Origin of the sequence: Enterobacter sp. T2, assembly GCF_010692925.1 — a bacterium.
In the GTDB taxonomy this organism is placed as follows: domain Bacteria; phylum Pseudomonadota; class Gammaproteobacteria; order Enterobacterales; family Enterobacteriaceae; genus Enterobacter; species Enterobacter kobei.
The window spans coordinates 3,757,279-3,782,793 of the sequence record NZ_CP048736.1 but is presented as its reverse complement, the minus strand read 5'-3'; the positions used below and the strand labels follow the sequence as shown (position 1 = coordinate 3,782,793).

Genomic DNA, 25,515 nt, shown 5'->3' with positions numbered 1-25,515 from the left:
AGGCCCAGGATTACGACATGGCAGCAACTTTTTCGGACGTCTGTGCCGTGGTGCCGGCCGCAGGTTTTGGCCGGCGCATGCAGACAGAGTGTCCCAAGCAGTACCTTTCAATTGGTGATAAAACGATCCTCGAGCACGCCGTGGCGGCGCTGCTGGCGCACCCTCGGGTGACGCGAGCGATCATTGTCATCAGCCCCGGCGATGCGCGTTTTGCGCAGCTACCGCTGGCAAACCATCCACAGATTACCGTTGTTGACGGCGGCGCCGAGCGCGCCGATTCCGTGCTGGCGGGCATTCAGGCTGCCGGAGACGCGCCGTGGGTGCTGGTGCACGACGCCGCACGTCCGTGTCTGCATCAGGACGATCTGGCGCGCCTGCTGGCGCTGAGTGAAACCAGTAAAGTGGGGGGCATCCTGGCCGCTCCGGTGCGTGACACCATGAAGCGCGCCGAGCCAGGCAAGCAGGCTATCGCCCACACCGTTGAGCGCGTCGATCTCTGGCACGCGCTGACGCCACAATTTTTCCCCCGCGAATTACTCCACGACTGCTTAACGCGTGCGCTTAAAGAAGGGGCGACCATCACGGATGAAGCCTCCGCGCTGGAGTATTGCGGTTTTCACCCCGAACTGGTTGAAGGACGCGCTGATAATATAAAAGTGACGCGCCCGGAAGATTTACAGCTCGCGGAATTTTATCTTACCCGTTCGACCCATCAGGAGAAGGCATAATGCGAATTGGACACGGTTTTGATGTACACGCCTTTGGCGGAGAAGGCCCAATTATCATTGGCGGCGTACGTATTCCTTACGAAAAAGGTCTGCTGGCGCATTCTGATGGCGACGTGGCGTTGCATGCGCTGACCGACGCCCTGCTGGGCGCTGCTGCGCTGGGGGATATCGGCAAGCTGTTCCCGGACACCGATCCGGCGTTTAAGGGGGCAGACAGCCGCGAACTGCTGCGCGAAGCCTGGCGCCGCATTCAGGCCAAAGGCTATACGCTGGGCAACGTCGACGTGACGATCATCGCTCAGGCGCCGAAAATGCTGCCGCATATACCGCAGATGCGCGTGTTTATTGCTGAGGATCTGGGCTGTCACATGGACGACGTGAACGTCAAAGCCACCACCACCGAGAAGCTGGGCTTTACCGGCCGCGGCGAGGGCATTGCCTGTGAAGCGGTGGCGCTGCTGGTGAAGGCTGCCAAATGACGGACTTCGATAACCTGACTTACCTGCACGGTAAACCGCTGGGTTCTGGCATGCTGAAGGCCAGTCCTGAAGATTTCGTGGTGGTTGAGGATTTGGGGTTTGAGCCGGACGGTGAAGGCGAACATATCCTGGTACGAATTCTTAAAAACGGCTGCAATACCCGGTTTGTGGCCGATGCGCTGGCAAAATTCCTCAAAATTCATGCCCGCGAGGTGAGCTTCGCCGGACAGAAAGATAAACATGCCGTCACCGAACAGTGGCTGTGCGCGCGCGTTCCCGGCAATACGATGCCTGATTTAAGCCAGTTTGAGCTGGAAGGCTGTAAAGTGCTGGAATACGCTCGTCACAAGCGCAAACTGCGCCTGGGGGCGTTGAAAGGCAATGCGTTTACGCTGGTATTGCGTGAAGTGTCCGACCGTTCAGACGTTGAAAAACGCCTCAACGCCATCAATGAACGCGGCGTACCGAACTACTTTGGCGCCCAGCGCTTTGGCATTGGCGGCAGTAACCTGCAGGGCGCGCTGCGCTGGGCACAAAGCGATGCGCCGGTGCGCGACAGGAATAAGCGCAGTTTTTGGTTGTCGGCGGCCCGCAGTGCGTTGTTTAATCAGATTGTGAGCGAAAGGCTGAAAAAACCGGACGCGAATCAAGTTGTTGTTGGCGATGCGCTACAATTAGCGGGACGCGGAAGCTGGTTTGTGGCAACGGCCGACGAAATGGCCGATGTGCAGTCGCGCGTGGACGCGAAATCGCTGATGATTACCGCCGCGTTGCCCGGCTCCGGTGAGTGGGGGACGCAGGGCGACGCGCTGAGCGCTGAGCAGGCGGCTGTCGCCGATGCGCAGGCATTACAATCATTGCTGGTGCGGGAAAAAGTCGAAGCAGCACGCCGCGCGATGCTGCTCTACCCGCAGCAGCTAAGCTGGAACTGGTGGGATGACGTCACCGTCGAGTTACGCTTCTGGCTGCCGGCCGGTAGCTTTGCCACCAGCGTTGTCAGGGAACTTATCAACACCTCGGGTGATTATGCGAATATTGCTGAGTAACGATGACGGGATCCACGCGCCAGGCATTCAGACCCTGGCGAAGCACCTCCGTGAATTTGCGGATGTGCAGGTTGTGGCGCCCGATCGTAACCGCAGTGGAGCGTCTAACTCACTGACCCTGGAGTCGTCGCTTCGCACCTTTACCTTTGAAAATGGCGATATTGCCGTACAGATGGGCACACCGACCGACTGCGTCTTTCTGGGCGTGAATGCCCTGATGCGACCGCGTCCGGATATTGTTGTCTCCGGTATTAATGCCGGGCCGAACCTCGGCGACGACGTGATTTACTCCGGTACCGTGGCGGCCGCAATGGAAGGTCGTCATCTGGGTTTCCCGGCGCTGGCGGTTTCGTTAAACGGCCACACGCACTACGACACCGCCGCCGCGGTGACCTGCTCGATCCTGCGGGCGCTCGGCCGCGAGCCGCTGCGCACCGGGCGTATTCTGAACATCAACGTGCCGGATCTCCCGCTGGAGGAAATTAAAGGCATTCGCGTCACACGGTGCGGCAGCCGTCATCCGGCCGATCAGGTTATCCCGCAGCAGGATCCTCGCGGCAACACGCTTTACTGGATTGGCCCTCCTGGCGATAAGTGCGATGCGGGTCCGGATACCGACTTTGCCGCCGTGGATGAAGGCTATGTTTCTGTTACGCCACTGCACGTAGATTTAACGGCGTATAGTGCGCAAGATGTGGTGTCGGGCTGGCTGGATCGCGCAGGAGTGAACGCGCAATGGTAAGCAAACGTGTACAAACTCTTCTGGAACAACTTCGCGCACAGGGGATCCGCGACGAGCATGTGCTTGAAGCGCTTGCCCAGGTTCCGCGAGAGAAATTTGTAGACGAGGCGTTTGAACACAAAGCGTGGGAAAACGTGGCGCTGCCTATTGGGCAAGGCCAGACGATTTCGCAGCCTTACATGGTGGCGCGCATGACGGAGCTGCTTGAGCTCACGCCCAATTCGCGCGTGCTGGAGATTGGCACCGGCTCGGGTTATCAGACCGCGATCCTGGCGCATCTGGTGCACCATGTCTGCTCCGTTGAGCGGATTAAAGGTTTACAGTGGCAGGCGCGTCGTCGCCTGAAACAACTTGATTTACACAATGTTTCGACACGACACGGTGATGGATGGCAGGGTTGGCAGGCTCGCGCCCCGTTCGACGCCATCATCGTGACGGCAGCCCCGCCTGAAATTCCTGCAGCCCTGTTGTCGCAGCTGGATGAGGGGGGCATTCTTGTTCTGCCCGTCGGCGATGAGCAGCAGCTCCTGAAGCGCGTTCGTCGACGTGGCGGCGAGTTTATTATCGACACCGTGGAAGCCGTGCGCTTTGTGCCTCTGGTAAAGGGGGAGTTGGCCTGAGACTCGGATTTATCCAGGGTTATTAAGGCAAATTCAGCGTATGGTGTGGCGCGAAAGATTCGTGCCATCACGGTAAATTTTAAGTCACTGGTAGTTAACACATTCCTGGGGGATAAATGAGCGCGGGAAGCCCTAAATTCACCATCAGCCGTGTTGCGGCATTATCACTGGTTTCGCTCTGGCTGGCTGGCTGTACAAGTTCTAACAATGCGCCTGCGCCCGTCAGTTCCGTCGGCGGAAACAGCGGCTCGGGTAACACGTCCAGCGGAATGTTGATCACGCCTCCGCCTAAAATGGGAACTGCCACGGCGCAACAAAATCCGTCAATCCAGCCAGTTCAGCGCCCAATGACGCAGCCAACACAGATTCAGCCAGTTGAACAGCCTGTTCAGACCCAAAATGGCCGCATCGTGTATAACCGTCAGTATGGGAACATTCCGAAAGGCAGCTATACCGGCGGCAGCACCTATACCGTGAAGCGCGGCGATACGCTGTTCTATATTGCCTGGATCACCGGGAACGATTTCCGTGACCTCGCACAGCGTAACAACGTCCAGGCCCCGTATGGTCTGGAGGTTGGGCAAACGCTCCAGGTGGGCAACGCAACGGGTACGCCACTGACGCCTGGCAACACGGTTTCAGCGGCCGATGTGACCGCACAAAATAACAGCGTTAAGCCTGCACAAAAATCCACCACGGTGGTTGCTTCACAACCTGTAATTACGTATTCTGAGGATTCAGGTGATCAGACTGCTAACAAAATGTTGCCGAATAATAAAGGGACTGCGACTACTGTCACAGCACCGGTTACGGCACCTGTGGTTAGCTCTACTGAACCGACTGCAAGCAGTCAGAATGCCAGTTCGTCAATCACTACCTGGCGCTGGCCAACTGACGGCAAGATTATCGAAAACTTCGCCACTTCTGAGGGTGGGAACAAAGGGATCGATATCGCAGGCAGTAAAGGACAGGCTATCATCGCGACCGCAGACGGACGCGTTGTGTATGCCGGTAATGCTCTGCGCGGTTACGGTAATCTTATCATCATCAAACACAATGATGATTACCTGAGTGCCTACGCCCATAACGACACAATGCTGGTCCGGGAACAACAAGAAGTTAAGGCGGGGCAAAAAATCGCTACCATGGGTAGCACCGGAACCAGTTCTACACGCTTGCATTTTGAAATTCGTTACAAGGGGAAATCCGTAAACCCGCTGCAGTATTTGCCGCAGCGATAATTTGACGGGGCATGCCAGCCAGGGTGTCTCGTTCAGGGATCACGGGTAGGAGCCACCTTATGAGTCAGAATACGCTGAAAGTTCATGATTTAAATGAAGATGCGGAATTTGATGAGAACGGAGTAGAGGCTTTTGACGAAAAAGCCTTAGTAGAAGAGGAACCCAGTGATAACGATTTGGCTGAAGAAGAGCTGTTATCGCAGGGCGCCACACAGCGTGTACTGGACGCGACTCAGCTTTACCTTGGGGAGATTGGTTACTCCCCACTGCTAACGGCCGAAGAAGAAGTCTATTTCGCACGTCGTGCTTTGCGTGGTGATGTTGCCTCGCGTCGTCGCATGATCGAAAGTAACCTGCGACTGGTCGTGAAAATTGCCCGCCGTTACGGCAATCGTGGTCTGGCTCTGCTGGATCTGATTGAAGAGGGCAACTTAGGTCTCATCCGCGCAGTTGAGAAGTTTGACCCGGAACGCGGGTTCCGCTTCTCAACCTACGCGACCTGGTGGATTCGTCAGACCATCGAACGGGCTATTATGAACCAGACCCGTACGATCCGCCTGCCGATCCACATCGTCAAAGAGTTGAACGTGTATCTGCGTACCGCGCGCGAGTTGTCCCATAAACTGGACCACGAGCCAAGCGCAGAAGAAATTGCTGAACAACTCGATAAACCGGTTGATGACGTAAGCCGTATGCTGCGTCTCAACGAGCGCATTACCTCCGTTGACACCCCGTTGGGTGGCGACTCCGAAAAAGCGCTGCTGGACATCCTGGCCGATGAAAAAGACAACGGTCCGGAAGACACCACGCAGGACGATGACATGAAACAGAGCATCGTCAAATGGCTGTTCGAACTGAACGCCAAACAGCGTGAAGTGCTGGCACGTCGTTTCGGTTTACTGGGGTATGAAGCTGCGACACTGGAAGATGTTGGCCGCGAAATTGGTCTGACTCGTGAACGTGTTCGTCAGATTCAGGTTGAAGGTCTGCGCCGCCTGCGTGAAATCCTGCAGGGGCAAGGTCTGAATATCGAAGCGCTGTTCCGCGAATAAGCAACCTTTCGTCAAAAAAGGCCCGTCGTGAGACGGGCCTTTTTCTTTTGTGCTATGGCTGCGCCGTTTCGTGCAGCAGACGCCATGTGATCCTGCCATCTTCCTGATTCAGCACTGCGGTTGACCAGCGCACGTTGATAGGGTGATCCGGGCGGGTTTGCGTCTCCCGATAGTGAAGCACCGCGCCATCATCCCAGCTCTGTCGCGTCGATAATTCGTCAATGACGATCTTAAGCCCAGGACGACTTCCGCGCTGGTTATCCAGAAAACGAACAAGCCCGTTGTAGTCTATATGGACCCCACCGGGTGGGATCATCAGAAAATCAGACCGAAAACGGGCGAGCAGGGCGTCGGAATCGCCTTCGCCTTTGCCTAGCCAGTTTTCAAGTGCAATGTGGAGCTCGATAATCTCGTGTTCGAAAGGCGTCATGAATTCTCCTGTCGCAGCTGGGTGAGCACCTGCGTATTGTTAAGACGAAAAACGTACAGTACAGGCAGTAAGGTCATGCCTGCGGCAAAAATAAACATCCCGTGCCACGCGGCGAGCGGGGGTAGCCAGGCCTGCGCAAGGTTCAGGACCTGCGCCAGCAGCAGGGTACCCACAAAAAAGCTCAACTGACGATTAAGATTCCACAGCGCACTGGCATCTGGCATATCTTCCCGGCGCGTTGTCAGAAAAGCGCTGCTTTGAGCCGTGCTGCTGCAAAGACTTGCCCCTGCACCCATCAACACAAAGGCAAGGGTGGGTAACAGCGCTGTGCTGGCCGGACCGACGCTCAGTAAAAGCAGAACGCCCAGCGCCTGGAGCAGACAGCCTGTGACGACAAGGGGACGAGGACCAATACGGTTAAAATAGCGTCCCGTTGCCGTGATAGCGACAAACGATGCCACAGACCACGGCAGCATCAGCATTCCCGTTGCGCCGGGTGTCATATTGGCCTCGCTCTGAAGGTAATACATACCCGTGACGTTCACACCAATAAATATGCCTGGTACACAGACATAGACCAGCATGGAAAAACGCAAAAGCGGGTCCGCAAGTAAAGGCAGGTTTAGCAGCCGGCTTGCTTTCATCGCGGGCTGTTCGTGTTTAAGCCACAAACAGCCCAGAACAAAGGTCACGATGGCAACCGGGAGCGTGGCGAAAAATATCCATCGCCAGCTTAGCGTTTGCACCAGCACGCCTCCCATAGCAGGGGAGCAGGCGGGGGCAAGCAGTGCGACCAGCATAACCGCTGAGGAGAGTCTGGCTCGCTCGTGAGGCTTAAACTGTTGCCAGGTCAACGCCTGTCCAACGGGAATCAATAAGCCTCCTCCCACCCCCTGTAACACTCGCCAGGCAATCAGGCTTTCCAGCGTGGCAGACAAGCCTGCCGCAGCAGAGGCAGCGCTGAACAGAAAAAGCGAGAGCAGGATGACGCGCTTCGGTCCGATTCGGCGCGTGAGCACGCTGCTAAACGGGATCACCAGCGTCAGACCAGCAATGTACCCGTTACTGACCCAGGCAAGTGCTGAAGGCGTGGCGTGAAAGGCGTGAGCCATTGCCGGAAAAGCAACGCTGGCAATAAACATGTTAATCAAATCAAGAAAAAAGCCCAGCAGATAGACAACGGCGACTTTGCTGCGATAGGTCATGGTGGTTCCTCCCGTGAGGAGGCGTATCGTATCGACGCGCCAGGCACGGATAAACCAGACAAAGCGCGATATACTGTCAAAAATATTTTGACGGTAAAAGGCGTGATGATGATTAACTTACAGCGGACGCAGATGTTTGTTGCGGTGGCAGACACCGGCAGTTTCACTGCGGCAGCTGAGGCGATGGGGCTGACAAAAGCCGTGGTCAGCTTCAATATTCGTCAGCTCGAAGCCGAACTGGCGTTACCCTGTTGCTGCGATCCACCCGCCGCCTGACGTTAACCGACGCGGGTACTCTTTTTCATCAACGCAGCGTCGCGCTTCTGAAGGATGCAGAACAGTTGCAGGATGATGTCCGCGCGAATCATGCCGGGCTCACCGGGGAGTTGCGGATCACGACCACGCCTGAGTATGGCTCACAGGTCGTGGTGCCGATGCTGGCAAGGTTCAGCCAGCAGCACCCGGATCTTCGCGTGCGTCATGTTTCGTCGTCACTGCATGCCGACCTTATCTCAGAGCGCTTTGATGTGGCTATCCGATTGGGAACGCTTACCGATTCACGCTATCACGCTGCATTGATCGCACACTTTTCGATCCTGCCCGTTGCGACACCCGAGTGGCTCGGTACTCATCCGATCGCATCGCTGGCGCAGCTTGCCCATGCGGACTGGATTATCCACGAGCGCTTAACCTCGCCGCTGCGCTGGCAGGTGAAAAATGCCGGTGGTTTGCCCGACACGCTGGAGATAAAAAAAGCGCCGCGCCTGTTTGCCGACAGTGCGCAGGCTCTTATGGCCTTTGCACTCGCCGGAGGTGGAGTGGCATTACTGCCGGAATGGCTGGTGCGCGATGCGCTGGATACGGGAAAACTGGTGCCGGTTTTACCGGAATATACCTTCGCGCGGCAGGGCATTTACGCGGTTTATCCGGATGCCCGGCACGTGCCGGCGAAAGTACGCACCTTTATTGATTTTATGCGTGCCAGCGTGAATTAATCGTGCATCATTTTCTTGATAAGCGTGGAGAACTGCTCCCGCTCGGCCTGACTCAGGCGCCCTAAAAATGCCTCATCTACCTTATTGCTTACCGGCTTGCAGCCTTCAAGCAGGGCTTCGCCTTCTGGTGTCAGGAAGACAAACCGGCGGCGCTTATCGGCGGGGTCATGCTCGCGTTTGACCAGCCCGCGCGCCTCCATGCGGCTCAGCATTTCCGCCAGGGTCGCTTTCGTACTGACTGCCACTTCGGTCAATGCCACCTGTTCAATGCCCGGATGCTCGGCAACAGAGCGCATAACCGCATACTGCGGCTTGGTCAGCTCCGGTAAGGCATGTTGCCACTGCGCGGTATGCTGTTGAAAAAGCTGACGTAACAGGTGGAACGCCTCTTGTCTTAGTTCCATGAACACTCCGACGGAAAAAATCTCCCCCTATGATAGCCGCTAAAGCCCGGGATGATAACGCGGCATTTTTTAGCAATTAGTGTGATCGTATGCGAACGATCTTGTCAGAAAAACGATCCGGGAGTAGTTTACCTATAATGTTCGTACACGAACAAGTTAATTGAGGTGATGAATGAGATTGATCGTGGGAATGACGGGGGCGACGGGGGCTCCGCTGGGCGTGGCGCTGCTGCAGGCGCTGCGGGAGATGCCTGAGGTGGAAACGCATCTGGTGATGTCGAAGTGGGCTAAAACCACCATCGAGCTGGAAACGCCTTACACCGCGCAGGACGTTGCTGCGCTGGCTGACGTTGTCCACAGCCCGGCTGACCAGGCCGCCACTATCTCCTCCGGGTCGTTTCGTACCGACGGCATGATCGTTATTCCCTGCAGCATGAAAACGCTGGCGGGGATCCGCGCAGGCTACGCCGAAGGGCTGGTGGGCCGTGCGGCGGATGTGGTGTTGAAAGAGGGGCGCAAGCTGGTGCTGGTTCCCCGCGAAACGCCGCTCAGCACCATCCATCTGGAGAACATGCTGGCGCTTTCCCGAATGGGCGTGGCGATGGTGCCGCCCATGCCTGCGTATTACAACCATCCGCAGACCGCCGATGACATCACCCAGCATATCGTGACCCGCGTGCTCGACCAGTTTGGTCTGGAGCATAAAAAGGCACGTCGCTGGAATGGGCTGCGGGAGGCGAAAGATTTTTCACAGGAGAATAAAAATGGCATTTGATGATTTGAGAAGCTTTCTGCAGGCACTCGATGAGCAAGGGCAACTGCTGAAAATTGAGGAAGAGGTGAATGCGGAGCCGGATCTGGCGGCGGCAGCCAACGCCACCGGTCGCATTGGCGACGGTGCGCCCGCTCTGTGGTTTGACAATATTCGCGGGTTTACCGATGCCCGCGTGGTGATGAACACCATCGGCTCCTGGCAGAACCACGCCATTTCGATGGGGCTGCCTGCGAATACCCCGGTAAAAAAACAGATCGACGAGTTTATCCGCCGCTGGGATAAATTCCCCATCGCACCGGAGCGCCGCGCCAACCCGGCCTGGGCTGAGAATACGGTGGACGGTGAAGACATCAACCTGTTCGACATCCTGCCGCTGTTTCGCCTGAATGACGGAGACGGTGGTTTTTATCTCGACAAAGCGTGCGTTGTTTCGCGCGATCCGCTTGACCCGGATAACTTTGGCAAGCAGAACGTCGGCATTTATCGCATGGAGGTGAAAGGTAAGCGCAAGCTCGGCCTGCAGCCGGTGCCGATGCACGATATCGCCCTGCATCTGCATAAAGCGGAAGAGCGTGGGGAAGATCTGCCGATTGCAATTACTCTCGGCAACGATCCGATCATCACCCTGATGGGCGCGACGCCGCTGAAATACGATCAGTCAGAATATGAGATGGCGGGTGCCCTGCGCGAAAGCCCATACCCGATTGCCACCGCACCGTTGACCGGTTTCGATGTACCGTGGGGCTCTGAAGTGATCCTGGAAGGGGTGATTGAAGGTCGTAAACGTGAAATCGAAGGGCCGTTTGGAGAGTTTACCGGGCACTATTCCGGTGGCCGTAATATGACGGTGGTACGTATTGATAAAGTTTCTTATCGCACGAAACCGATTTTCGAATCCCTGTACCTCGGTATGCCGTGGACCGAAATTGACTATCTGATGGGCCCAGCCACCTGCGTGCCGTTATACCAGCAGCTGAAAGCCGAATTCCCGGAAGTGCAGGCGGTGAACGCGATGTACACCCACGGTTTGCTGGCGATTATCTCCACCAAAAAGCGTTACGGCGGTTTTGCCCGCGCGGTCGGTTTGCGTGCCATGACTACGCCGCATGGCCTGGGCTACGTGAAGATGGTGATTATGGTGGATGAAGATGTTGACCCGTTCAACCTCCCGCAGGTGATGTGGGCGCTGTCATCGAAGGTCAACCCGGCAGGCGATCTGGTGCAACTGCCGAACATGTCGGTGCTTGAACTCGACCCAGGCTCCAGCCCGGCGGGCATTACCGACAAACTGATTATTGATGCGACGACGCCTGTCGCCCCGGATACCCGAGGCCACTATAGCCAGCCGGTACAGGATCTGCCTGAGACCAAAGCCTGGGCTGAAAAACTGACCGCGATGCTGGCAGCACGTCAATAAGGAGGAAAAGATGATTTGTCCACGTTGTGCCGATGAACATATTGAAGTGATGGCGACATCACCCGTGAAGGGGGTCTGGACGGTTTATCAGTGCCAGCATTGTCTCTATACCTGGCGCGATACCGAGCCGCTGCGCCGCACCAGCCGTGAACATTATCCGGAAGCGTTTCGTATGACGCAGAAGGATATTGACGAGGCACCGCAGGTGCCGACGATCCCACCGCTGCTGTAAAAAAAGCCGGGTGGCGGCTTCGCTATACCCGGCCTACAAAACCCGTAGGCCCGGTAAGCGCAGCGCCACCGGGCAATAAAGATCGCAGAGAACTACACCAGACTCTTCAACCGATAAATCCACTCCAGCGCCTGACGCGGCGTCAGTGAATCCGGGTCGAGATTCTCAAGTGCTTCCACCGCAGGCGACGTCTCTTCCGCAGGCACAAGCAGCGACATCTGCGTGCCATCAATCTGCGTCGCCGCCGCATTCGGTGACAGGCTTTCCAGCTCACGCAGTTTCTGACGCGCGCGCTTAATTACCTCTTTCGGTACGCCAGCCAGCGCCGCGACGGCCAGGCCATAGCTCTTGCTCGCCGCACCGTCCTGCACCGTGTGCATGAAGGCGATGGTATCGCCGTGTTCCAGCGCATCAAGGTGGACGTTAGCCACCCCTTCCATCTTCTCCGGTAGCTGCGTCAGCTCGAAGTAATGGGTGGCGAACAGCGTCATGGCTTTGATTTTGTTCGCGAGGCTTTCAGCGCAGGCCCATGCCAGCGACAGGCCATCGTAGGTTGATGTTCCGCGTCCGACTTCGTCCATCAGCACCAGACTGTGTTCCGTCGCGTTGTGCAGAATGTTAGCCGTTTCGGTCATCTCCACCATAAAGGTTGAGCGACCGCTCGCCAGATCGTCTGCCGCCCCGACGCGGGTAAAGATACGGTCGATAGGGCCAATCTCAACGTGTTGCGCCGGGACGTAGCTGCCGATATAGGCGAGCAGCGCAATCAAAGCGGTCTGGCGCATATAGGTACTTTTACCGCCCATGTTTGGCCCGGTAATGATCAGCATTCTTCGCTGCGGCGAGAGGTTCAGCGGGTTGGCGATGAACGGCTCATTCAGTACCTGCTCGACCACCGGGTGACGGCCTTCAGCGATGCGGATACCGGGCTTGTCGGTAAAGGTCGGACAGGTATAGTTCAGCGTTTCCGCGCGTTCAGCCAGGTTCACCAGCACATCCAGTTCCGCCAGCGCGCTGGCGCTAAGCTGCAGATCGGCCAGGTGTGGCATCAGCATGTCAAACAGCTCTTCATACAGCTGTTTTTCCAGCGCCAGTGCTTTACCTTTCGAGGTGAGCACTTTGTCTTCGTACTCTTTCAGCTCGGGAATAATGTAGCGCTCGGCGTTTTTCAACGTCTGACGACGGACGTAGTGAATTGGTGCCAGATGGCTCTGCCCGCGGCTGATCTGAATATAGTAACCGTGTACCGCGTTATACCCCACTTTCAGGGTGTCGAGCCCAAGACGCTCGCGCTCGCGGATTTCCAGTTTATCAAGATAATCCGTTGCACCGTCTGCCAGCGCCCGCCATTCGTCCAGCTCCTCGTTGTAGCCAGGGGCAATGACGCCGCCGTCACGCACCAGAACCGGAGGCGCATCGATAATGGCGCGTTCCAGCAGTTCGCGAAGCTCGGTAAACTCGCCCATCGTTTCACGGAGTTTCTGAACCGGAGCGCTGTCAACGTCGCTCAACTGAGCACGCAGTTCCGGTAACTGCTGGAAAGCATGACGCATACGTGCGAGATCGCGTGGGCGCGCGGTGCGCAATGCCAGACGGGCAAGGATACGCTCGAGATCGCCCACCTGGCGCAGAACGGGCTGCAGCTCGGTGTAACGATCCTGCAATGCGGCAATCGTCTGTTGACGGCAGACAAGCGTATTCGTATCGCGAATGGGCATATGCAGCCAGCGTTTCAGCATACGGCTCCCCATCGGCGTCACCGTGCTGTCGAGGACCGACGCGAGGGTATTTTCTATGCCACCCGCCAGGTTCTGCGTGATCTCCAGGTTGCGGCGCGTGGCGGCATCCATGATGATGCTGTCCTGCTGGCGCTCCATGGTGATAGAACGGATATGCGGCAGGGCGGTGCGTTGGGTGTCTTTCACGTATTGCAGCAGACAACCTGCTGCACACAACCCGCGCGGCGCATTTTCAACGCCAAAACCGATCAAGTCGCGGGTGCCAAACTGCAGATTCAGCTGCTGGCGCGCGGTATCTATTTCGAATTCCCACAGCGGGCGACGGCGTAAACCTCGGCGACCTTCAATCAGCGCCATCTCGGCGAAATCTTCGGCATAGAGCAGCTCGGCCGGGTTGGTGCGCTGCAATTCGGCAGCCATCGTTTCACGGTCAGCGGGTTCACTCAGACGAAAACGCCCGGAGCTGATGTCCAGTGTGGCATAACCAAACCCTTTGCCGTCCTGCCACAGCGCCGCCAGCAGGTTATCCTGGCGCTCCTGAAGCAGGGCTTCATCACTGATGGTACCTGGCGTGACGATGCGCACGACTTTGCGTTCAACCGGCCCCTTCGACGTCGCCGGATCGCCAATCTGTTCGCAAATGGCGACGGATTCTCCCTGATTGACCAGTTTGGCCAGGTAGTTCTCTACCGCATGGTGCGGGATGCCTGCCATCGGGATGGGCTCACCTGCCGATGCGCCACGTTTGGTCAGCGAAATGTCGAGCAACTGCGATGCACGTTTGGCATCGTCATAAAACAGCTCGTAAAAATCGCCCATACGGTAAAACAGCAGGATTTCCGGATGCTGTGCTTTCAGCTTCAGATACTGCTGCATCATCGGCGTATGTGCGTCGAAATTGTCGATTGTGCTCATGGAGTTATGATGTCCATTTCTTTGAAAAGAAACCGTTTTGAGCGGCTCAGTGGCCGTTAGTTCCTGCTATTGTCGCATGAAAAAAAGCGATGTCGCAGAAAAATGTCGCGGCTTTACGACGTGCCTTCCGGCATCAACTCGATGACAATTTTGCCATGTTCCACGCCCACCCTGACCTGGGCGTTGGTAGTAAAGCCCGCCTTTTCAAGCCAGTCCCCTTTTAAGCTCAACGCCGCATGTACGCTGTAACGCTTAGGTATCTTAGTTTTTCGATCCTCGTGACGTTTTCTGAAATATCCCACTTTTAAATGGCGGTAGGGTTTGCCAGTCGCGATCTCTTGCATAGAACCTCCAGACAATACGGACAACGGTCACTCCTGATGCCTGTATAAAATACCCGTGATTTTCAGGCGGTGTAGCATTAATGCTGGAATCAGGCTTCAGAAAACGGAATGCAACAACTGAAATTCAGGGTTTAAAAGAGTATTATTGATGCATCTTATTAATCGGTAAGTCGCTATGTCCGGTAAACGCATATCACGAGAAAAAGAGACTATCGCGAAAATGATCGCGTTGTTTGAAAAGCAGTGCCCGCAGGCGTCTCGGGAAGAGGGGCATTATCAGGCGCTGAACGCGTATGCCGATAAGCGCCTGGATAAGTGTGTTTTTGGTGAAGAAAAGCCTGCCTGTAAACAGTGTCCGGTACACTGCTACCAGCCCGCAAAGCGGGAAGAAATGAAGCAGATTATGCGCTGGGCGGGGCCACGCATGTTATGGCGTCATCCTGTCCTGACCGTTCGTCATCTGATTGACGATCGTCGTCCGGTACCGGAATTACCGGAAAAGTATCGCCCGAAAAAGTGAGCCGTTCAGCTTCGCAGCGGGCGGCAAATTACCTGCAGGGCCAGGGCGCTGCATAACGGGAAGAGGGCCAGCAGCAGCCAGGGGTATATTGCCTGAGCCGAAGGCACCAGCGCGCGATCCAGCAGACTGCCAAACAACAAATTTCCCGCCAGTACCGCAATCCCTCCGGCGGTGGCGAGAGCACCATAATGCGCCCCCAACGTTGATTCCTCGGCGAACCGCGGAATGAGATCTTTTGCCGAGGGGACCAGCAGCATTTGTCCCAGCGTCAGTAACGTGACAAATAAGACCGACGGCAGCAACCGCAACCAGCCCTCCGGCGGTTCAGTCGCTGCAAACATCGCTACGCTCGCAAAGGCCGTAGAAAGCAGCAAAAAGCCCACCGGCAGGATCCTCACCGCGCCCACGCGGCGGGCAAAGCGTGCCAGCGGCAGCTGTAAGGTAATGATCAGCACGGAGGCGAGCATAAAAAGCGGACCGAGATCTTTCTCGTTACCGCCAGATCGCTGGATCTCCACCGGCAGCGCCAGATAAAGCTGGTTGTAGCTTAACAGCCATGAGCTATAGGCAATGATGAAGGCGACGAAGCGAGGCTGGCGGAAGGTTGTCCACCAGGGCTGTATTTTCAGCGTTTGCGAACGGCGGCCAGAAGCAGGAAGGCAGAAGTAGAGCACCACTAACGCAATAATAAAGACCCCTGCACCCGCCAGCGCCACCTGGCGGAAGCCAAGTCCCGTTAACAGGGCGCCAGCAACCGGGCCCAGTACCGCGCCGAGTTCCCCGCAGACTGCAAACAGTGCAAACCACTCCGCCCGGCTTCGTGTCCCTTTCGCCTCACTGTGCGTGCCCGCTTTGGCCAGCAATGCCTCAATCGAAGGGGAAAATAATGCGCCGCCGATGCCCGTCAGACATGCGCCCACAATAATCGGCGAGAGCGTTTCCCCGAAGGCCAGCAGCAGATAACCTGAAACACGAACAATACAGCCGCTGAGGATAACCACTTTCGCGCCAAACCGGTCCGAGAGGGCACCGCCAACGATAAACATCCCCTGCTGGGAGAAGGTGCGCAGGCCCAGAATCAGCCCGATCAGTCCGCCGGAGAGCAGCATGTCGTCGCGCAGGAATATCGCCAGGAAAGGAACGACGGCGTAAAAGCCAATGTTGAAAACAAACTGGCTACCCAGTAAGACGGGCGGCCAGAGCGTGGCGGCTGGGCGAAGGAGCATTGTGATTTACGCGCCCCTAAACGATAAAGTGGATGTGCTTTTTGCCATGGAACGGCGAGATCTCAATTTTGGTTTTGACCCGGAAAACATCCCACAGCAACGACTCGGATAAGATGTCCTGAGGTGTCCCCGTCGCCACAATTTGCCCCTTCTGCATCACAATCAGCGAGTCGCAGAACATCGAGGCGTGGTTGAGATCGTGGATAGCGACAATGCTGGTGACCGGTAATTCGCTGATCAACTGCATCAGCTGCATCTGATGATGAATGTCCAGGTGGTTGGTCGGTTCGTCCAGCAGGATTTCCGTTGGGGTCTGGGCCAGCGCGCGGGCAATGTGCACCCGCTGGCGCTCTCCGCCGGAGAGGCTCAGCCAGCCCTGGTCGCTTTTATCCAGCATATCCACGCGTTGCAGTGCCGCCGTGACGGTCTCGTCATCGTGCGTGCTCCAGTTGGAAAAAGCGGAGTGGTGCGGAATTCGTCCAAGTTTCACCACGTCGCGAACGCGCATGTTGGCGTCGGTCATCCCGTGCTGCTCAACGAACGCTACCCGGCGGGCAAGCTGCTTTTTGGCGATGCGGGAGATGTCCTGCCCGTCCAGCGTCACGCGGCCCGCATCCGGGCGACGCAGTCCCGCGAGGATACGCAAAAGAGACGATTTTCCGCAGCCGTTTGGGCCCAGCAGGCCGACGGTTTCCCCCCGGGAGACCTTCAGCGAGACGTCATTGACGATCGCCTTTTTGCCGACCTTCCAGGTAATATTTTCAGCGCAGATACTCATCACTTATTCCTTGAACGGTAAATAATCACGGCAAAGAAGGGAACGCCCACCAGTGCGGTCACTACGCCGACGGGCAGGCTTTGCGGCGCAATCAGCATGCGTGAGGCAATGTCTGCCAGCACCATCAGGATCGCCCCGGCCAGCGCGCTGGCAATGAGCAGCGTGCGATGCAAAGGTCCGAACAGGAAACGCATGACGTGCGGAACCACCAGCCCCACAAAGCCGATGGAGCCTGCCATACTGACGATGGTCGCGGTAATCAGTGCGGTCGTGATAAATAACGCCAGGCGTACCCAGGGAACGGCAATCCCCAGCGATGCGGCAGCGTCGTCACCGAACGTAAAGGCATCCAGCGCCCGGGAATAGAAGAGGCAAACGGCTAACCCCAGCAGGACCACCACCAGTACCAGCTGGAATTCCGGCCAGCGTACGCCGCTGAAGCTGCCCAGCAGCCAGAACATGACATCTCGCGCCTGCTGTGCGCTGGCTGACGTGCTGATGGTGTAGGCGGTAATGGCATTGAACAACTGCGAAGCCGCAACGCCTGCCAGAATAGTGCGTTCATTGCCGCCGCGCGCGCCGTTCGTCAGAAAAGCGACAAATGCAAAGGCGGCGAAGGCACCCGCGAAGGCCCCCGCAGACAGCGAAACGGCTCCCGTTCCCACACCCAGCACCACGACGGAAACCGCCCCGGTTGAGGCCCCCGCAGACACGCCGAGAACATAGGGTTCCGCCAGCGCGTTCTTCAACAGACTTTGCAGGACGGCACCGCAGATGGCTAGCCCGGCGCCACAGCAGGCAGCAACCAGCGCACGGCTCAGGCGAAAGTCCCAGATAACGCTCTCATAGATGCGGTTGAGCGGAACCTCGGTGAGCCCCATTTTATTGCTGATAGCATAAAACACGTTATCCAGCGGGATGGACAGTTCACCGACGCTGACGCCAAGGGCGATGACCAGAAACAACAGTACAATGGCAAGCAGAGCAGACGTGGTCAGGAACAGGCCCTGGCGGGCCTGAAGTACAGCGGCTGTCATCAGTTCAGCCCCAGTTTTCTGAGCTGTTCACCCACCTGTTCAGCACCGTAAATTGTACGAATCGTTGGGTTCATCGCCTGGCCGTCCATCACCACGATATGGCCTTTTTTGACGGCATCAAGCTGGCTGACGGCAGGATCGTTTTTCAGGAATTTGATTTTTTCTTCCGCGTTATCCAGCGCCCAGCGGTTACGGTCCAGACTGGAGACCACAATCACATCCGGATTAGCGGCAATAATGCTTTCCCAGCCCACGGTTGGCCATTCGGTTTCAGATGTAATGGCGTTGTGCCCGCCCAGCACGTTGGCAATAAATCCGGAGGCGCTGTTTTTACCGCCGACGTAAGCATCAGCCGAAGGAGAGGAGCTTGAGAACCAGAAAACAAAGGAGAGGTCCTTTTTGTTTTTACCAAACTCCTGGCGCAGGTCAGCCTCACGTTTTTTGAAATCGGCAATGACGGCCTGGCCGCGATCTTCCACGTTAAAGATTTTGGCAAAATCCTCAATCTCCTTATAGAGATAGGTCATGTCCCACAGCTTCTGGCGGCTGCCGTACATATCTCCTGTGGCTTTTTTGGTCGCGCACATGCCCGGTGAGACGTAGCTATTCACACCGACGGTCGCCAAATCTTCACGTTTTGCGACCTTACTCTCAGGCCCAAGTAACAGAGGAAGCTGGGCAGGTACAAAATCAGGATTTTGCGCAAGGATAGATTCAAGCGTAGGGATTTCTACCGTCAGGGTTTTGATTTTTGCGTTCTGTTCAGCCAGCTGCGGCAGCACTTTGGTCGGCCAGAAGGCGCTGGCCTTCACCTTATCCTGCAGGCCGAGCAGGAGCAAAATTTCGACGGTATTCTGACCCAGGGCCACGACGCGTTCCGGCGCTTTGGTGAAGGTCTCTTTATAACCACAGTTTTCAATTGTCAGAGGATATGTGGTTGCCAGAGCAGAACTGACCGATGCAATCGCCAGGCCCAACGCGCAGATGACCTTTTTCATTAAATGCTACCCTTCATTAAAATTATTTTTTGATGCAAATGAAACTCATTATTAAGGCGGAATTTTATACAGAGGAAACGATTTTGTGTCAATGAGGGACAATTGCGCAGGGTGACAAAAGGCGGTGCCAGAATAACACCGCCAGCATGCGGACTTACAGCAGGTTCTCTTTATCAATCCCGAGGCGCTTCATGCGCGACAGCAGGGTCGTGCGTTTTAAGCCTAAACGCTGGGCTGCCCCTTTCGGGCCGGCGACCACGCCGTTCGTCTCTTTCAGCACGCGCATAATGAGCTGATATTCATCTTCTCCCTCTTTTGCGATCTCGGCTGCGGTCACGGTCGTTTCAGGCAGAGAAACCTCCGGCAGGGAAAGTTGCAGCACATTGCCACGCGTGAGCAGCACCGCACGCTCAATGACGTTTTCCAGTTCGCGGACGTTACCCGGCCACTCCATCGACGAGAGGGTGCGTAGCGTTTCGGCAGGAATACTGTCAATATTTCGCCCCATTCGGCGGGCGATCTTCGCGGTAAAGGCTTTTACCAGCAGGGGGATATCTTCCGGACGTTCGCGCAGTGGGGGCAGGCAGATCGGGAAGACGTTCAGGCGATAGTAGAGATCGCTTCTGAATTCGCGGTCGGCGACCATTTTTTTCAGGTCGCGGTTGGTGGCGGCAATCAGCCGCACGTCAGTCTGGATAAGCTTGTTGCTGCCAAGGCGCTCAAACTCCTGCTCCTGCAAGACGCGCAGCAGTTTAGGCTGTAACTCCAGCGGCATATCGCCCACTTCGTCGAGGAACAGCGAGCTTTTATCGGCCAGTTCAAAACGCCCCAGGCGCTGGCTGCTGGCCCCGGTAAATGCGCCGCGCTCGTGGCCGAAGAGGTCACTTTCCAGCAGGCCCGCAGGCATCGCCGCGCAGTTCATCTTCACCATCCGGCGGCTGTTGCGATTGCTCAGGTTGTGGATGGCTCTGGCAATCAGCTCTTTACCCGTGCCGGTTTCACCCAAAATCAGCACCGTGCTGTCGCTCTGCGCCACCATTTCCACCTGCTTGAGGACGCTGTACATCGCATCGCTGCGCCCGATGATTTCGCCAAACTCGCTGTCCACATTATTAAGCTGCTCGGTCAGGGCCAGGTTCTCGTCCACCAGCCGCTCTTTCAGGCGATGGATCTCCTGATAGGCGAGGGCGTTATCCAGCGCGATGGAGATACGCTCGGCAATCTGGCGCAGCAGCTTCAGGTTGGCGGTGGTAAACACGGCTTCATCACACTGCGCCAGTTTCAGCACCCCAAGCATGGTGTTGCCGGACATAAGCGGTAGCAGGCACAGGGTCTGGATCTTATTGCCCCAGGTGTTAAACAGCATTCGCTCATACGGCGCCACCGGATCCTGTTCGCTCAGGTTAAGCAGGAGGATCTCTTTGCTTTTGAATACCCGTTCAGAAAGGGTGCCCGCTTCATCCACTTCACTTTGCTCATGCGCCGGGTTGGCTTCATCGAGATAGTGCGTGGAATAGATATTCAGCTTGCCCTTGCGATGCCCCCGCAGCGCAATACTGATAGCGTCGATTTTGAAATAGTGGTGGATCTCTTTTGAGACTTCGCTGACCAACTCATCCATATCGAGACGTGACAGCACGGCGTTAGTGATTGCCACCAGGATGCGGAAGTTATCGCGCTCGCGGCTCAGCAGGTCGTAATCCACGTTATTGGTGACGCGACTTTGGATCTGCTCTGCCACCACGGCCACAATCTGGGTAAAGGTGTGCAGACGCTCGTACTCCGCTTCGCTCCAGGGCCGGTCGGTCGTGCGGATGAACTCGCAGCCGCCAAAGATATGGCCCTCCGCCGCCAGCGGCAGCATGCTGTAGTGGCCAAAAGGCTGATAGAGGTTGCTCCCGGCAAGCCGCGGCCACGCCATCCTGAACTCCTCAAAATTGCAGTGCAGGGCTTCCGGACGGGAGAGAATGCGGCGCACCAGACCATGCGCCAGATACGTTTCATCTTCGTATTCAAACGTTTTGCCATTATCACGCGTTGAGTAGTAGCTCGCGCGTTGCGTTCCGCTATGCCAGAGCACAATTGCGGCGCTGTCTGCCAGGGCTGATTGCCTGACCAGTCGCGTCAAAGCATCGCTTAGCGCGCTGAGATCGGGCTGCTGTAAAAGTGTGCGCGTGATATCAAACAGGCCCTGCTGTCCAAGATCGCTCATCGGTGTATACGGCATTATTGCTTTCCAATTGAAACTGGCAGAAAAGAGACATTCAGTGCTGACCGCTTATGGCGCGGTTCTAGCAAATTCGGGGTAACGGTTCAGCGTGCGGCAGATCCAGTGTGCGCTTCACGCCGTAAAGCCCGGTCAGGCGCACCCCTTTGCGCTCAACCACTTCCCCAATGATGGCGGCATCTTTCCCTAATGGATGCGACCGCAGCCCGGCCAGGACAGATTCCGCCGCTGCGCGTTCAACGCCGATCACCAGCTTGCCTTCGTTCGCAAAGTTGAGGGGATCAAGCCCTAGCAGCTCGCACAGCCCGCGTACGGCGGGTTTGACAGGCAGACCACGCTCGGTCAGTTCAATCCCGCACCCGCAGCTTACGGCGAACTCGTGGACGACGGCATTCACGCCGCCACGGGTGGCGTCGCGCAGGGCTTTCACACCAGGAATGGCGCGCAGCGCCTGAATCAGCGGGGTAAGCACCGCACAGTCGCTACGCAGTTCGCCGTCCAGCCCTAACCCTTCGCGCAGATTAAGAATCGTCGCGCCATGGCATCCCAGCGTGCCGCTCACCAGCAGAACGTCGCCCACGCTAAGTTGCTGTGCGCCCCAGTGGATGTCGGCGGGGATCGCGCCCATCCCGGCGGTGTTGATAAACAGTTTGTCGGCGGCGCCGCGCTGAACCACTTTGGTATCGCCGGTGACGACAGCGATCCCCGCCTCGCGCGCCGTCTGTGCCATGCTGTTGACCACCGCCGTGAGCGTCTCCATCGGCAGCCCCTCTTCAAGGATAAACCCGCAGGAGAGGTAGCGTGGAATGGCGCCGCTGACGGCAACATCGTTGGCCGTGCCGCAGATGGCGAGCTTGCCGATATCACCGCCCGGGAAAAACAGCGGGTCAATGACGTAGCTGTCGGTGGAGAACGCCAGCCTGTCGCCCTGGGCAGTGAGTGTCGAGAGCGCGATGCGCGCCTGGTCTTCCTGCTCGGCGAGCCAGGGGTTGTTAAAAGCCTCCATAAACAGCCGGTTAATCAACTGCTGCATCGCCTGCCCACCGCTTCCGTGCGCCATTTCCACCGTGTTCATGCTTCACACTCCTGGTTGCGATATTGATACCACGCGGCGCATGCCCCTTCGGAGGAGACCATCAGCGCGCCAAACGCGGTTTGCGGGTTACAGGTGTTGCCAAATAACGGGCATTGATGAGGTTTACACTTACCGGTGAGCACGTCGCCACAGCGAGAACAGGGATCGTCGCACACCTGCTGCGGCTGCGGGCGGAAATGTGTTTCTGCATCAAACGCGCGATAGGCTGGCGTGAGGCGCACGCCGGATTCGGCAATCAGCCCCAGACCGCGCCACTCGCTGTCGCCTTCAACGCTAAACACGTCGGCAATGGCCTGCTGGGCCCGTTCATTTCCCGCATCGGGCACCACGCGGCGGTACTGGTTTTCGACCGCACTCAGGGCCGCTATTTTCTGCTCAACCAGCATGGTCACACCTTGTAGTAGATCAAGTGGCTCGAAACCAGCGACCACTAACGGACGATTGTACTGTTCAGAGATGAAACCGTAGGCGTCTGTGCCAATCACCATGCTGACGTGTCCCGGGGCCAGAAAGGCGTCGATACCGTTATCCGGCTCCTCCAGCAGGCTGCGCAGCGTGGGAATGAGCGTGATGTGCTGACAGAAAAAGAAAAAATTAGTGACGTTGCGGGCTTTGGCCTGCTGCAGCGTAATGGCCGTCGCGGGCATAGTGGTTTCAAAACCCAGCCCAAAAAAGACGACGTTGCGCTCAGGGTTATCCCTCGCCAGCGTCAGGGCATCCATTGGCGAGTAGACGATCCGCACGTCCGCACCGCGCGCTTTCGCCTGCAGCAGCGAGCCATTTTTCCCCGGCACGCGCATCGCATCGCCAAAGGTACAGAAAATGACGTCAGGCTGGCTGGCAATTTCAATACAGCTGTCGATGCGGCCCATTGGCAACACGCAGACCGGGCAGCCGGGGCCGTGGATAAACTCGATGTTATCTGGCAGTAGCTGGTCGAGGCCAAATTTGAAGATGGCGTGCGTGTGTCCGCCGCACACCTCCATGATCCGCAGCGGCCTTTCTTTCGTGTTGTTCAGCAGCGCCGCCCGTGTTTTCAGGTGCCCGATAAGCTGCAGTACCTGTTCTGGCGCGCGGTATTCATCAACGTAACGCATGTGCTACCGCTCCTCGCCGTACAGCAGGGCGCCCACGTCAGGCTCCACGTCAAACATGTTTTGCAGCGCATCCAGCGTGTCGCGGGCTTCCGCTTCGTTAATCACGCTCATTGCAAAGCCCACATGGACCAGCACCCACTGGCCGAGACGTGACGCGCCGGTTTCATCGGTACTGCCCACCAGCGTCAGATCCACATCGCGCAATATACCGCAGACCTCCACCCTGGCCTGGTTACCGTCGATTGCCTGAATTTGTCCGGGTACGCCTATGCACATCGTTCGCTCTCCAGCCAGTTTAGCCATGCGTCCATGCCGTCGCCGCGCGTGGCGGAGACCAGCACGATCGCAATCTCAGGATTCACTTCGCGGGCATACGCCAGACATTTCTCCACGTCGAAATTCAGGTACGGCAGCAGGTCGACTTTGTTCAGCAACATGAGGGAGGCGGCGGCAAACATATGTGGGTACTTCAGCGGCTTGTCTTCCCCTTCGGTGACGGAGAGCACCGCGACTTTGTGGCGCTCGCCGAGGTCAAAGCTCGCCGGGCACACGAGGTTACCGACGTTTTCAATAAACAGGATGCCGCTCTCTTCAAGCGGCAAACGCGGTGCGGCATCGGCAATCATCTGCGCATCCAGATGGCAGCCTTTGCCCGTGTTGACCTGAATCGCCGGGGTGCCGGTTTCACGAATGCGCGCGGCATCGTTTACCGTCTGCTGATCGCCCTCGATCACCGCGCAAGAGACGCGTTTGTTCAGGCGCTTGAGTGTTTCTGTTAACAGCGTGGTTTTGCCTGAACCCGGGCTGGAGACCAGGTTCAGCACCAGCTGTTTGCGGGCGGCAAAGCGCGCGCGATTGCGGGCCGCGAGCTGGTTATTTTTGTCCAGCACGTTGATCTCGACGTCCAGCATCTGCCGCTGGCTCATGCCCGGCGCATGAGTGCCCGCTTCGCCGTGGCCGTAGTGCAGGTCGCCCGCGTCAGAGCGTTGCGGCGCAAAGGTAATGCCGGTCAGAACTGCCGCAGGACGCGGGGCAGGGGAAAAGGGCGCGGAGCGAAACGCGGAGTGGGGGCGGTGTTCGTCCCCTTCTATATACAGGTTGCCTTCGGCGCAACCGCAGGTACTACACATACATTACTCCTTCTCGATTTCGAGGCGTTGGATCTGTATACCGTCATCCGCCACGATCCGCAGCCCGGTACGCTGGCACTGCGGACAGCGCTGAACCTTTGAGGAGAGCAGCGTGACGTACTGCTGACACTGCTCGCACCAGCACTCCGCCTGCTGCTCGTCGATATGCAGCTCGCAGCCTTCCGCCAGCGTGCCGCGGCATACCAGCTCAAAACAGAAGGTCAGGGCGCTGGTCTCGACGCAGGAAAATGCCCCGATCTTCAGCCAGACGCCGGTGACGCGTTTCGCGTGGTTTTGCACTGCCTGCTGTTCGATAAGTTCAAGCGCTCGCTGGCAGAGGGTGATTTCGTGCATGACGCCTCCTCAATGAATTGCCCCGGTAATGCAATAACAGTGCCAGCCTGGATTTTGTCAGGGCGTGACGATGTCAATGCTGTCGAAATGACACGTCGACACCGCCGCGTTGACAGCAGTTTTGAAATTAAAGATCAATAAAATCAGTAAATTAAAAACTGGCACGGAATCTGCTTAACAGCCGCTATCTCCATTAACCGGATACCTTTTATGACTATTTGGGAAATCAGCGAAAAAGCGGATTACATCGCGCAGCGCCACCAGCAGCTACAGGAGCAGTGGCACCTCTACTGCAACTCTCTGGTTCAGGGGATCACCCTGTCAAAAGCGCGTCTGCATCATGCGATGAGTTGTGCGGCGCAAGGCGATATGCGCTTTGTCCTCTTCGGCCACTTCACGGTCTTTGTCACCCTGGCAGACAGCTTTAACAGCCACACCATTGAGTACTACGTCGAGAACAAAGAGGGTGAAAAACAGTGTATTGCGCAAGCGCAACTGATGGCTGACGGCATGGTCGATGGCTACGTCAGCAACCGCGATCGCCAGCAGGTGCTTGAACACTATCTGGAGAAAATCGCGCCGGTTTACAAAGGGCTTTATCACGCGGTTGAACACGACTTACCGGTCGACCTGAAACAGCTGATCGCCGGAAACCCTTCCGCAAACGTTGCCTGAGAACCGAGTGTCG

The 25,515-nt window shown here is 57.0% G+C and carries 27 protein-coding genes and 1 pseudogene; 13 read left to right on the top strand and 15 right to left on the bottom strand.

Annotated features, from left to right (window positions below; all coding sequences use genetic code 11):
• Nucleotides 1-17: 17 nt before the first annotated feature.
• The 7 genes from ispD to rpoS all read left to right on the top strand — a co-directional run bounded on the left by ispD (nucleotide 18) and on the right by rpoS (nucleotide 5,908).
• Nucleotides 18-728 carry a 2-C-methyl-D-erythritol 4-phosphate cytidylyltransferase gene (gene ispD, locus G0034_RS18165; RefSeq protein ID WP_023338756.1) on the top strand — a complete coding sequence of 237 codons (711 nt, stop codon included), beginning with the start codon at nucleotides 18-20 and terminating at the stop codon, nucleotides 726-728.
• On the top strand, nucleotides 728-1,207 hold the full coding sequence (ispF, locus tag G0034_RS18160) for a 2-C-methyl-D-erythritol 2,4-cyclodiphosphate synthase (protein WP_006811766.1): 480 nt from the start codon (nucleotides 728-730) through the stop codon (nucleotides 1,205-1,207). The genes ispD and ispF overlap by 1 nt, the downstream gene beginning before the upstream one ends.
• Nucleotides 1,204-2,253 carry a tRNA pseudouridine(13) synthase TruD gene (truD, locus tag G0034_RS18155; protein WP_023331186.1) on the top strand — a complete coding sequence of 350 codons (1,050 nt, stop codon included), beginning with the start codon at nucleotides 1,204-1,206 and terminating at the stop codon, nucleotides 2,251-2,253. The genes ispF and truD overlap by 4 nt, the downstream gene beginning before the upstream one ends.
• Entirely contained in the window at nucleotides 2,234-2,995 is a 762-nt protein-coding gene (gene surE, locus G0034_RS18150) for a 5'/3'-nucleotidase SurE (RefSeq protein WP_048997122.1), read from the top strand. The genes truD and surE overlap by 20 nt, the downstream gene beginning before the upstream one ends.
• Nucleotides 2,989-3,615, top strand: a complete 627-nt coding sequence (locus tag G0034_RS18145; protein WP_014885027.1) for a protein-L-isoaspartate(D-aspartate) O-methyltransferase — start codon at nucleotides 2,989-2,991, stop codon at nucleotides 3,613-3,615. The genes surE and G0034_RS18145 overlap by 7 nt, the downstream gene beginning before the upstream one ends.
• A gap of 116 nt (nucleotides 3,616-3,731) precedes the next feature.
• Nucleotides 3,732-4,856 carry a murein hydrolase activator NlpD gene (nlpD, locus tag G0034_RS18140; protein ID WP_023338754.1) on the top strand — a complete coding sequence of 375 codons (1,125 nt, stop codon included), beginning with the start codon at nucleotides 3,732-3,734 and terminating at the stop codon, nucleotides 4,854-4,856.
• 59 nt (nucleotides 4,857-4,915) lie between these two features.
• The gene (gene rpoS / locus G0034_RS18135) at nucleotides 4,916-5,908 is read left to right on the top strand and encodes an RNA polymerase sigma factor RpoS (protein WP_008499600.1); all 993 of its coding nucleotides are present in this window, start codon (nucleotides 4,916-4,918) and stop codon (nucleotides 5,906-5,908) included.
• 52 nt (nucleotides 5,909-5,960) lie between these two features.
• Here the strand turns inward: rpoS and G0034_RS18130 are convergent, their stop codons facing one another.
• Both G0034_RS18130 and G0034_RS18125 read right to left on the bottom strand, forming a co-directional pair.
• On the bottom strand, nucleotides 5,961-6,338 hold the full coding sequence (locus G0034_RS18130) for a DUF4440 domain-containing protein (protein WP_023338753.1): 378 nt from the start codon (nucleotides 6,336-6,338) through the stop codon (nucleotides 5,961-5,963).
• Complete coding sequence (locus G0034_RS18125; RefSeq protein WP_179121168.1) at nucleotides 6,335-7,543, bottom strand: MFS transporter; 1,209 nt, start codon at nucleotides 7,541-7,543, stop codon at nucleotides 6,335-6,337. Before G0034_RS18125 ends, G0034_RS18130 begins: the two co-directional genes overlap by 4 nt.
• 108 nt (nucleotides 7,544-7,651) lie before the next feature.
• Between G0034_RS18125 and G0034_RS18120 the strand changes: the two are divergent.
• Nucleotides 7,652-8,538, top strand: a pseudogene (locus tag G0034_RS18120) (LysR family transcriptional regulator).
• Here G0034_RS18120 and G0034_RS18115 read toward each other — a convergent pair.
• Nucleotides 8,535-8,942 carry a MarR family winged helix-turn-helix transcriptional regulator gene (locus G0034_RS18115; RefSeq protein ID WP_179121167.1) on the bottom strand — a complete coding sequence of 136 codons (408 nt, stop codon included), beginning with the start codon at nucleotides 8,940-8,942 and terminating at the stop codon, nucleotides 8,535-8,537. The pseudogene G0034_RS18120 and the gene G0034_RS18115 overlap by 4 nt on opposite strands.
• A gap of 172 nt (nucleotides 8,943-9,114) precedes the next feature.
• On the opposite strand from G0034_RS18115, the gene G0034_RS18110 reads away from it, so the two are divergent.
• Genes G0034_RS18110 through G0034_RS18100 form a run of 3 tightly spaced genes read left to right on the top strand, consistent with a single transcriptional unit; the run spans nucleotide 9,115 to nucleotide 11,366 of the window.
• Complete coding sequence (locus G0034_RS18110; RefSeq protein ID WP_014885021.1) at nucleotides 9,115-9,717, top strand: non-oxidative hydroxyarylic acid decarboxylases subunit B; 603 nt, start codon at nucleotides 9,115-9,117, stop codon at nucleotides 9,715-9,717.
• Entirely contained in the window at nucleotides 9,707-11,134 is a 1,428-nt protein-coding gene (locus G0034_RS18105) for a non-oxidative hydroxyarylic acid decarboxylases subunit C (protein WP_032635686.1), read from the top strand. Before G0034_RS18110 ends, G0034_RS18105 begins: the two co-directional genes overlap by 11 nt.
• Nucleotides 11,135-11,144: 10 nt before the next feature.
• A complete protein-coding gene (locus G0034_RS18100; RefSeq protein ID WP_003862116.1) occupies nucleotides 11,145-11,366 on the top strand; it encodes a non-oxidative hydroxyarylic acid decarboxylases subunit D in 222 nt (73 codons plus the stop codon).
• Nucleotides 11,367-11,458: 92 nt separating this feature from the next.
• On the opposite strand, the gene mutS is transcribed toward G0034_RS18100, so the two are convergent.
• Together mutS and G0034_RS18090 are read right to left on the bottom strand one after the other, a co-directional pair.
• On the bottom strand, nucleotides 11,459-14,020 hold the full coding sequence (mutS, locus tag G0034_RS18095) for a DNA mismatch repair protein MutS (protein WP_179121166.1): 2,562 nt from the start codon (nucleotides 14,018-14,020) through the stop codon (nucleotides 11,459-11,461).
• Nucleotides 14,021-14,133: 113 nt separating this feature from the next.
• Nucleotides 14,134-14,364 carry a SymE family type I addiction module toxin gene (locus tag G0034_RS18090; protein ID WP_014885018.1) on the bottom strand — a complete coding sequence of 77 codons (231 nt, stop codon included), beginning with the start codon at nucleotides 14,362-14,364 and terminating at the stop codon, nucleotides 14,134-14,136.
• 175 nt (nucleotides 14,365-14,539) lie between these two features.
• Between G0034_RS18090 and G0034_RS18085 the strand changes: the two genes are divergently transcribed.
• Entirely contained in the window at nucleotides 14,540-14,884 is a 345-nt protein-coding gene (locus G0034_RS18085) for a nitrous oxide-stimulated promoter family protein (RefSeq protein WP_014885017.1), read from the top strand.
• 5 nt (nucleotides 14,885-14,889) lie between these two features.
• Here the strand turns inward: G0034_RS18085 and G0034_RS18080 are convergent, their stop codons facing one another.
• From G0034_RS18080 to hypA, 10 genes are all read right to left on the bottom strand, one after another.
• Complete coding sequence (locus G0034_RS18080; RefSeq protein WP_179121165.1) at nucleotides 14,890-16,110, bottom strand: MDR family MFS transporter; 1,221 nt, start codon at nucleotides 16,108-16,110, stop codon at nucleotides 14,890-14,892.
• 16 nt (nucleotides 16,111-16,126) lie between these two features.
• The gene (gene eitC / locus G0034_RS18075; RefSeq protein WP_014885015.1) at nucleotides 16,127-16,888 is read right to left on the bottom strand and encodes a siderophore ABC transporter ATP-binding protein EitC; all 762 of its coding nucleotides are present in this window, start codon (nucleotides 16,886-16,888) and stop codon (nucleotides 16,127-16,129) included.
• On the bottom strand, nucleotides 16,888-17,925 hold the full coding sequence (locus tag G0034_RS18070; RefSeq protein ID WP_045282199.1) for a FecCD family ABC transporter permease: 1,038 nt from the start codon (nucleotides 17,923-17,925) through the stop codon (nucleotides 16,888-16,890). Before G0034_RS18070 ends, eitC begins: the two co-directional genes overlap by 1 nt.
• On the bottom strand, nucleotides 17,925-18,923 hold the full coding sequence (gene eitA, locus G0034_RS18065; RefSeq protein ID WP_023331175.1) for a siderophore ABC transporter substrate-binding protein EitA: 999 nt from the start codon (nucleotides 18,921-18,923) through the stop codon (nucleotides 17,925-17,927). Before eitA ends, G0034_RS18070 begins: the two co-directional genes overlap by 1 nt.
• A 154-nt stretch (nucleotides 18,924-19,077) precedes the next feature.
• Nucleotides 19,078-21,150 carry a formate hydrogenlyase transcriptional activator FlhA gene (gene flhA / locus G0034_RS18060; RefSeq protein ID WP_179121164.1) on the bottom strand — a complete coding sequence of 691 codons (2,073 nt, stop codon included), beginning with the start codon at nucleotides 21,148-21,150 and terminating at the stop codon, nucleotides 19,078-19,080.
• A gap of 64 nt (nucleotides 21,151-21,214) precedes the next feature.
• A complete protein-coding gene (gene hypE, locus G0034_RS18055) occupies nucleotides 21,215-22,225 on the bottom strand; it encodes a hydrogenase expression/formation protein HypE (protein ID WP_179121163.1) in 1,011 nt (336 codons plus the stop codon).
• Complete coding sequence (gene hypD / locus G0034_RS18050; RefSeq protein ID WP_179121162.1) at nucleotides 22,222-23,343, bottom strand: hydrogenase formation protein HypD; 1,122 nt, start codon at nucleotides 23,341-23,343, stop codon at nucleotides 22,222-22,224. The genes hypE and hypD overlap by 4 nt, the downstream gene beginning before the upstream one ends.
• Nucleotides 23,344-23,346: 3 nt before the next feature.
• Nucleotides 23,347-23,619 carry a HypC/HybG/HupF family hydrogenase formation chaperone gene (locus G0034_RS18045; RefSeq protein ID WP_014885010.1) on the bottom strand — a complete coding sequence of 91 codons (273 nt, stop codon included), beginning with the start codon at nucleotides 23,617-23,619 and terminating at the stop codon, nucleotides 23,347-23,349.
• Nucleotides 23,610-24,473, bottom strand: coding sequence for a hydrogenase nickel incorporation protein HypB (gene hypB, locus G0034_RS18040; RefSeq protein WP_023331171.1), 864 nt, complete (start codon nucleotides 24,471-24,473; stop codon nucleotides 23,610-23,612). The genes G0034_RS18045 and hypB overlap by 10 nt, the downstream gene beginning before the upstream one ends.
• Before the next feature lie 3 nt (nucleotides 24,474-24,476).
• The gene (gene hypA, locus G0034_RS18035; protein ID WP_179121161.1) at nucleotides 24,477-24,827 is read right to left on the bottom strand and encodes a hydrogenase maturation nickel metallochaperone HypA; all 351 of its coding nucleotides are present in this window, start codon (nucleotides 24,825-24,827) and stop codon (nucleotides 24,477-24,479) included.
• 210 nt (nucleotides 24,828-25,037) lie between these two features.
• On the opposite strand from hypA, the gene hycA reads away from it, so the two are divergent.
• Nucleotides 25,038-25,502: a formate hydrogenlyase regulator HycA gene (gene hycA / locus G0034_RS18030; protein ID WP_179121160.1), complete on the top strand. Its 465-nt coding sequence runs from the start codon at nucleotides 25,038-25,040 to the stop codon at nucleotides 25,500-25,502.
• Nucleotides 25,503-25,515 lie beyond the last annotated feature (13 nt).

Bases quoted from the DNA above. Each gene is read 5' to 3' on its own strand.
- ispD (WP_023338756.1), top strand. From the start codon at position 18: ATGGCAGCAACTTTTTCGGACGTCTGTGCCGTGGTGCCGGCCGCAGGT.
- ispF (WP_006811766.1), top strand. From the start codon at position 728: ATGCGAATTGGACACGGTTTTGATGTACACGCCTTTGGCGGAGAAGGC.
- truD (WP_023331186.1), top strand. From the start codon at position 1,204: ATGACGGACTTCGATAACCTGACTTACCTGCACGGTAAACCGCTGGGT.
- surE (WP_048997122.1), top strand. From the start codon at position 2,234: ATGCGAATATTGCTGAGTAACGATGACGGGATCCACGCGCCAGGCATT.
- G0034_RS18145 (WP_014885027.1), top strand. From the start codon at position 2,989: ATGGTAAGCAAACGTGTACAAACTCTTCTGGAACAACTTCGCGCACAG.
- nlpD (WP_023338754.1), top strand. From the start codon at position 3,732: ATGAGCGCGGGAAGCCCTAAATTCACCATCAGCCGTGTTGCGGCATTA.
- rpoS (WP_008499600.1), top strand. From the start codon at position 4,916: ATGAGTCAGAATACGCTGAAAGTTCATGATTTAAATGAAGATGCGGAA.
- G0034_RS18130 (WP_023338753.1), bottom strand. From the start codon at position 6,338: ATGACGCCTTTCGAACACGAGATTATCGAGCTCCACATTGCACTTGAA.
- G0034_RS18125 (WP_179121168.1), bottom strand. From the start codon at position 7,543: ATGACCTATCGCAGCAAAGTCGCCGTTGTCTATCTGCTGGGCTTTTTT.
- G0034_RS18115 (WP_179121167.1), bottom strand. From the start codon at position 8,942: ATGGAACTAAGACAAGAGGCGTTCCACCTGTTACGTCAGCTTTTTCAA.
- G0034_RS18110 (WP_014885021.1), top strand. From the start codon at position 9,115: ATGAGATTGATCGTGGGAATGACGGGGGCGACGGGGGCTCCGCTGGGC.
- G0034_RS18105 (WP_032635686.1), top strand. From the start codon at position 9,707: ATGGCATTTGATGATTTGAGAAGCTTTCTGCAGGCACTCGATGAGCAA.
- G0034_RS18100 (WP_003862116.1), top strand. From the start codon at position 11,145: ATGATTTGTCCACGTTGTGCCGATGAACATATTGAAGTGATGGCGACA.
- mutS (WP_179121166.1), bottom strand. From the start codon at position 14,020: ATGAGCACAATCGACAATTTCGACGCACATACGCCGATGATGCAGCAG.
- G0034_RS18090 (WP_014885018.1), bottom strand. From the start codon at position 14,364: ATGCAAGAGATCGCGACTGGCAAACCCTACCGCCATTTAAAAGTGGGA.
- G0034_RS18085 (WP_014885017.1), top strand. From the start codon at position 14,540: ATGTCCGGTAAACGCATATCACGAGAAAAAGAGACTATCGCGAAAATG.
- G0034_RS18080 (WP_179121165.1), bottom strand. From the start codon at position 16,110: ATGCTCCTTCGCCCAGCCGCCACGCTCTGGCCGCCCGTCTTACTGGGT.
- eitC (WP_014885015.1), bottom strand. From the start codon at position 16,888: ATGAGTATCTGCGCTGAAAATATTACCTGGAAGGTCGGCAAAAAGGCG.
- G0034_RS18070 (WP_045282199.1), bottom strand. From the start codon at position 17,925: ATGACAGCCGCTGTACTTCAGGCCCGCCAGGGCCTGTTCCTGACCACG.
- eitA (WP_023331175.1), bottom strand. From the start codon at position 18,923: ATGAAAAAGGTCATCTGCGCGTTGGGCCTGGCGATTGCATCGGTCAGT.
- flhA (WP_179121164.1), bottom strand. From the start codon at position 21,150: ATGCCGTATACACCGATGAGCGATCTTGGACAGCAGGGCCTGTTTGAT.
- hypE (WP_179121163.1), bottom strand. From the start codon at position 22,225: ATGAACACGGTGGAAATGGCGCACGGAAGCGGTGGGCAGGCGATGCAG.
- hypD (WP_179121162.1), bottom strand. From the start codon at position 23,343: ATGCGTTACGTTGATGAATACCGCGCGCCAGAACAGGTACTGCAGCTT.
- G0034_RS18045 (WP_014885010.1), bottom strand. From the start codon at position 23,619: ATGTGCATAGGCGTACCCGGACAAATTCAGGCAATCGACGGTAACCAG.
- hypB (WP_023331171.1), bottom strand. From the start codon at position 24,473: ATGTGTAGTACCTGCGGTTGCGCCGAAGGCAACCTGTATATAGAAGGG.
- hypA (WP_179121161.1), bottom strand. From the start codon at position 24,827: ATGCACGAAATCACCCTCTGCCAGCGAGCGCTTGAACTTATCGAACAG.
- hycA (WP_179121160.1), top strand. From the start codon at position 25,038: ATGACTATTTGGGAAATCAGCGAAAAAGCGGATTACATCGCGCAGCGC.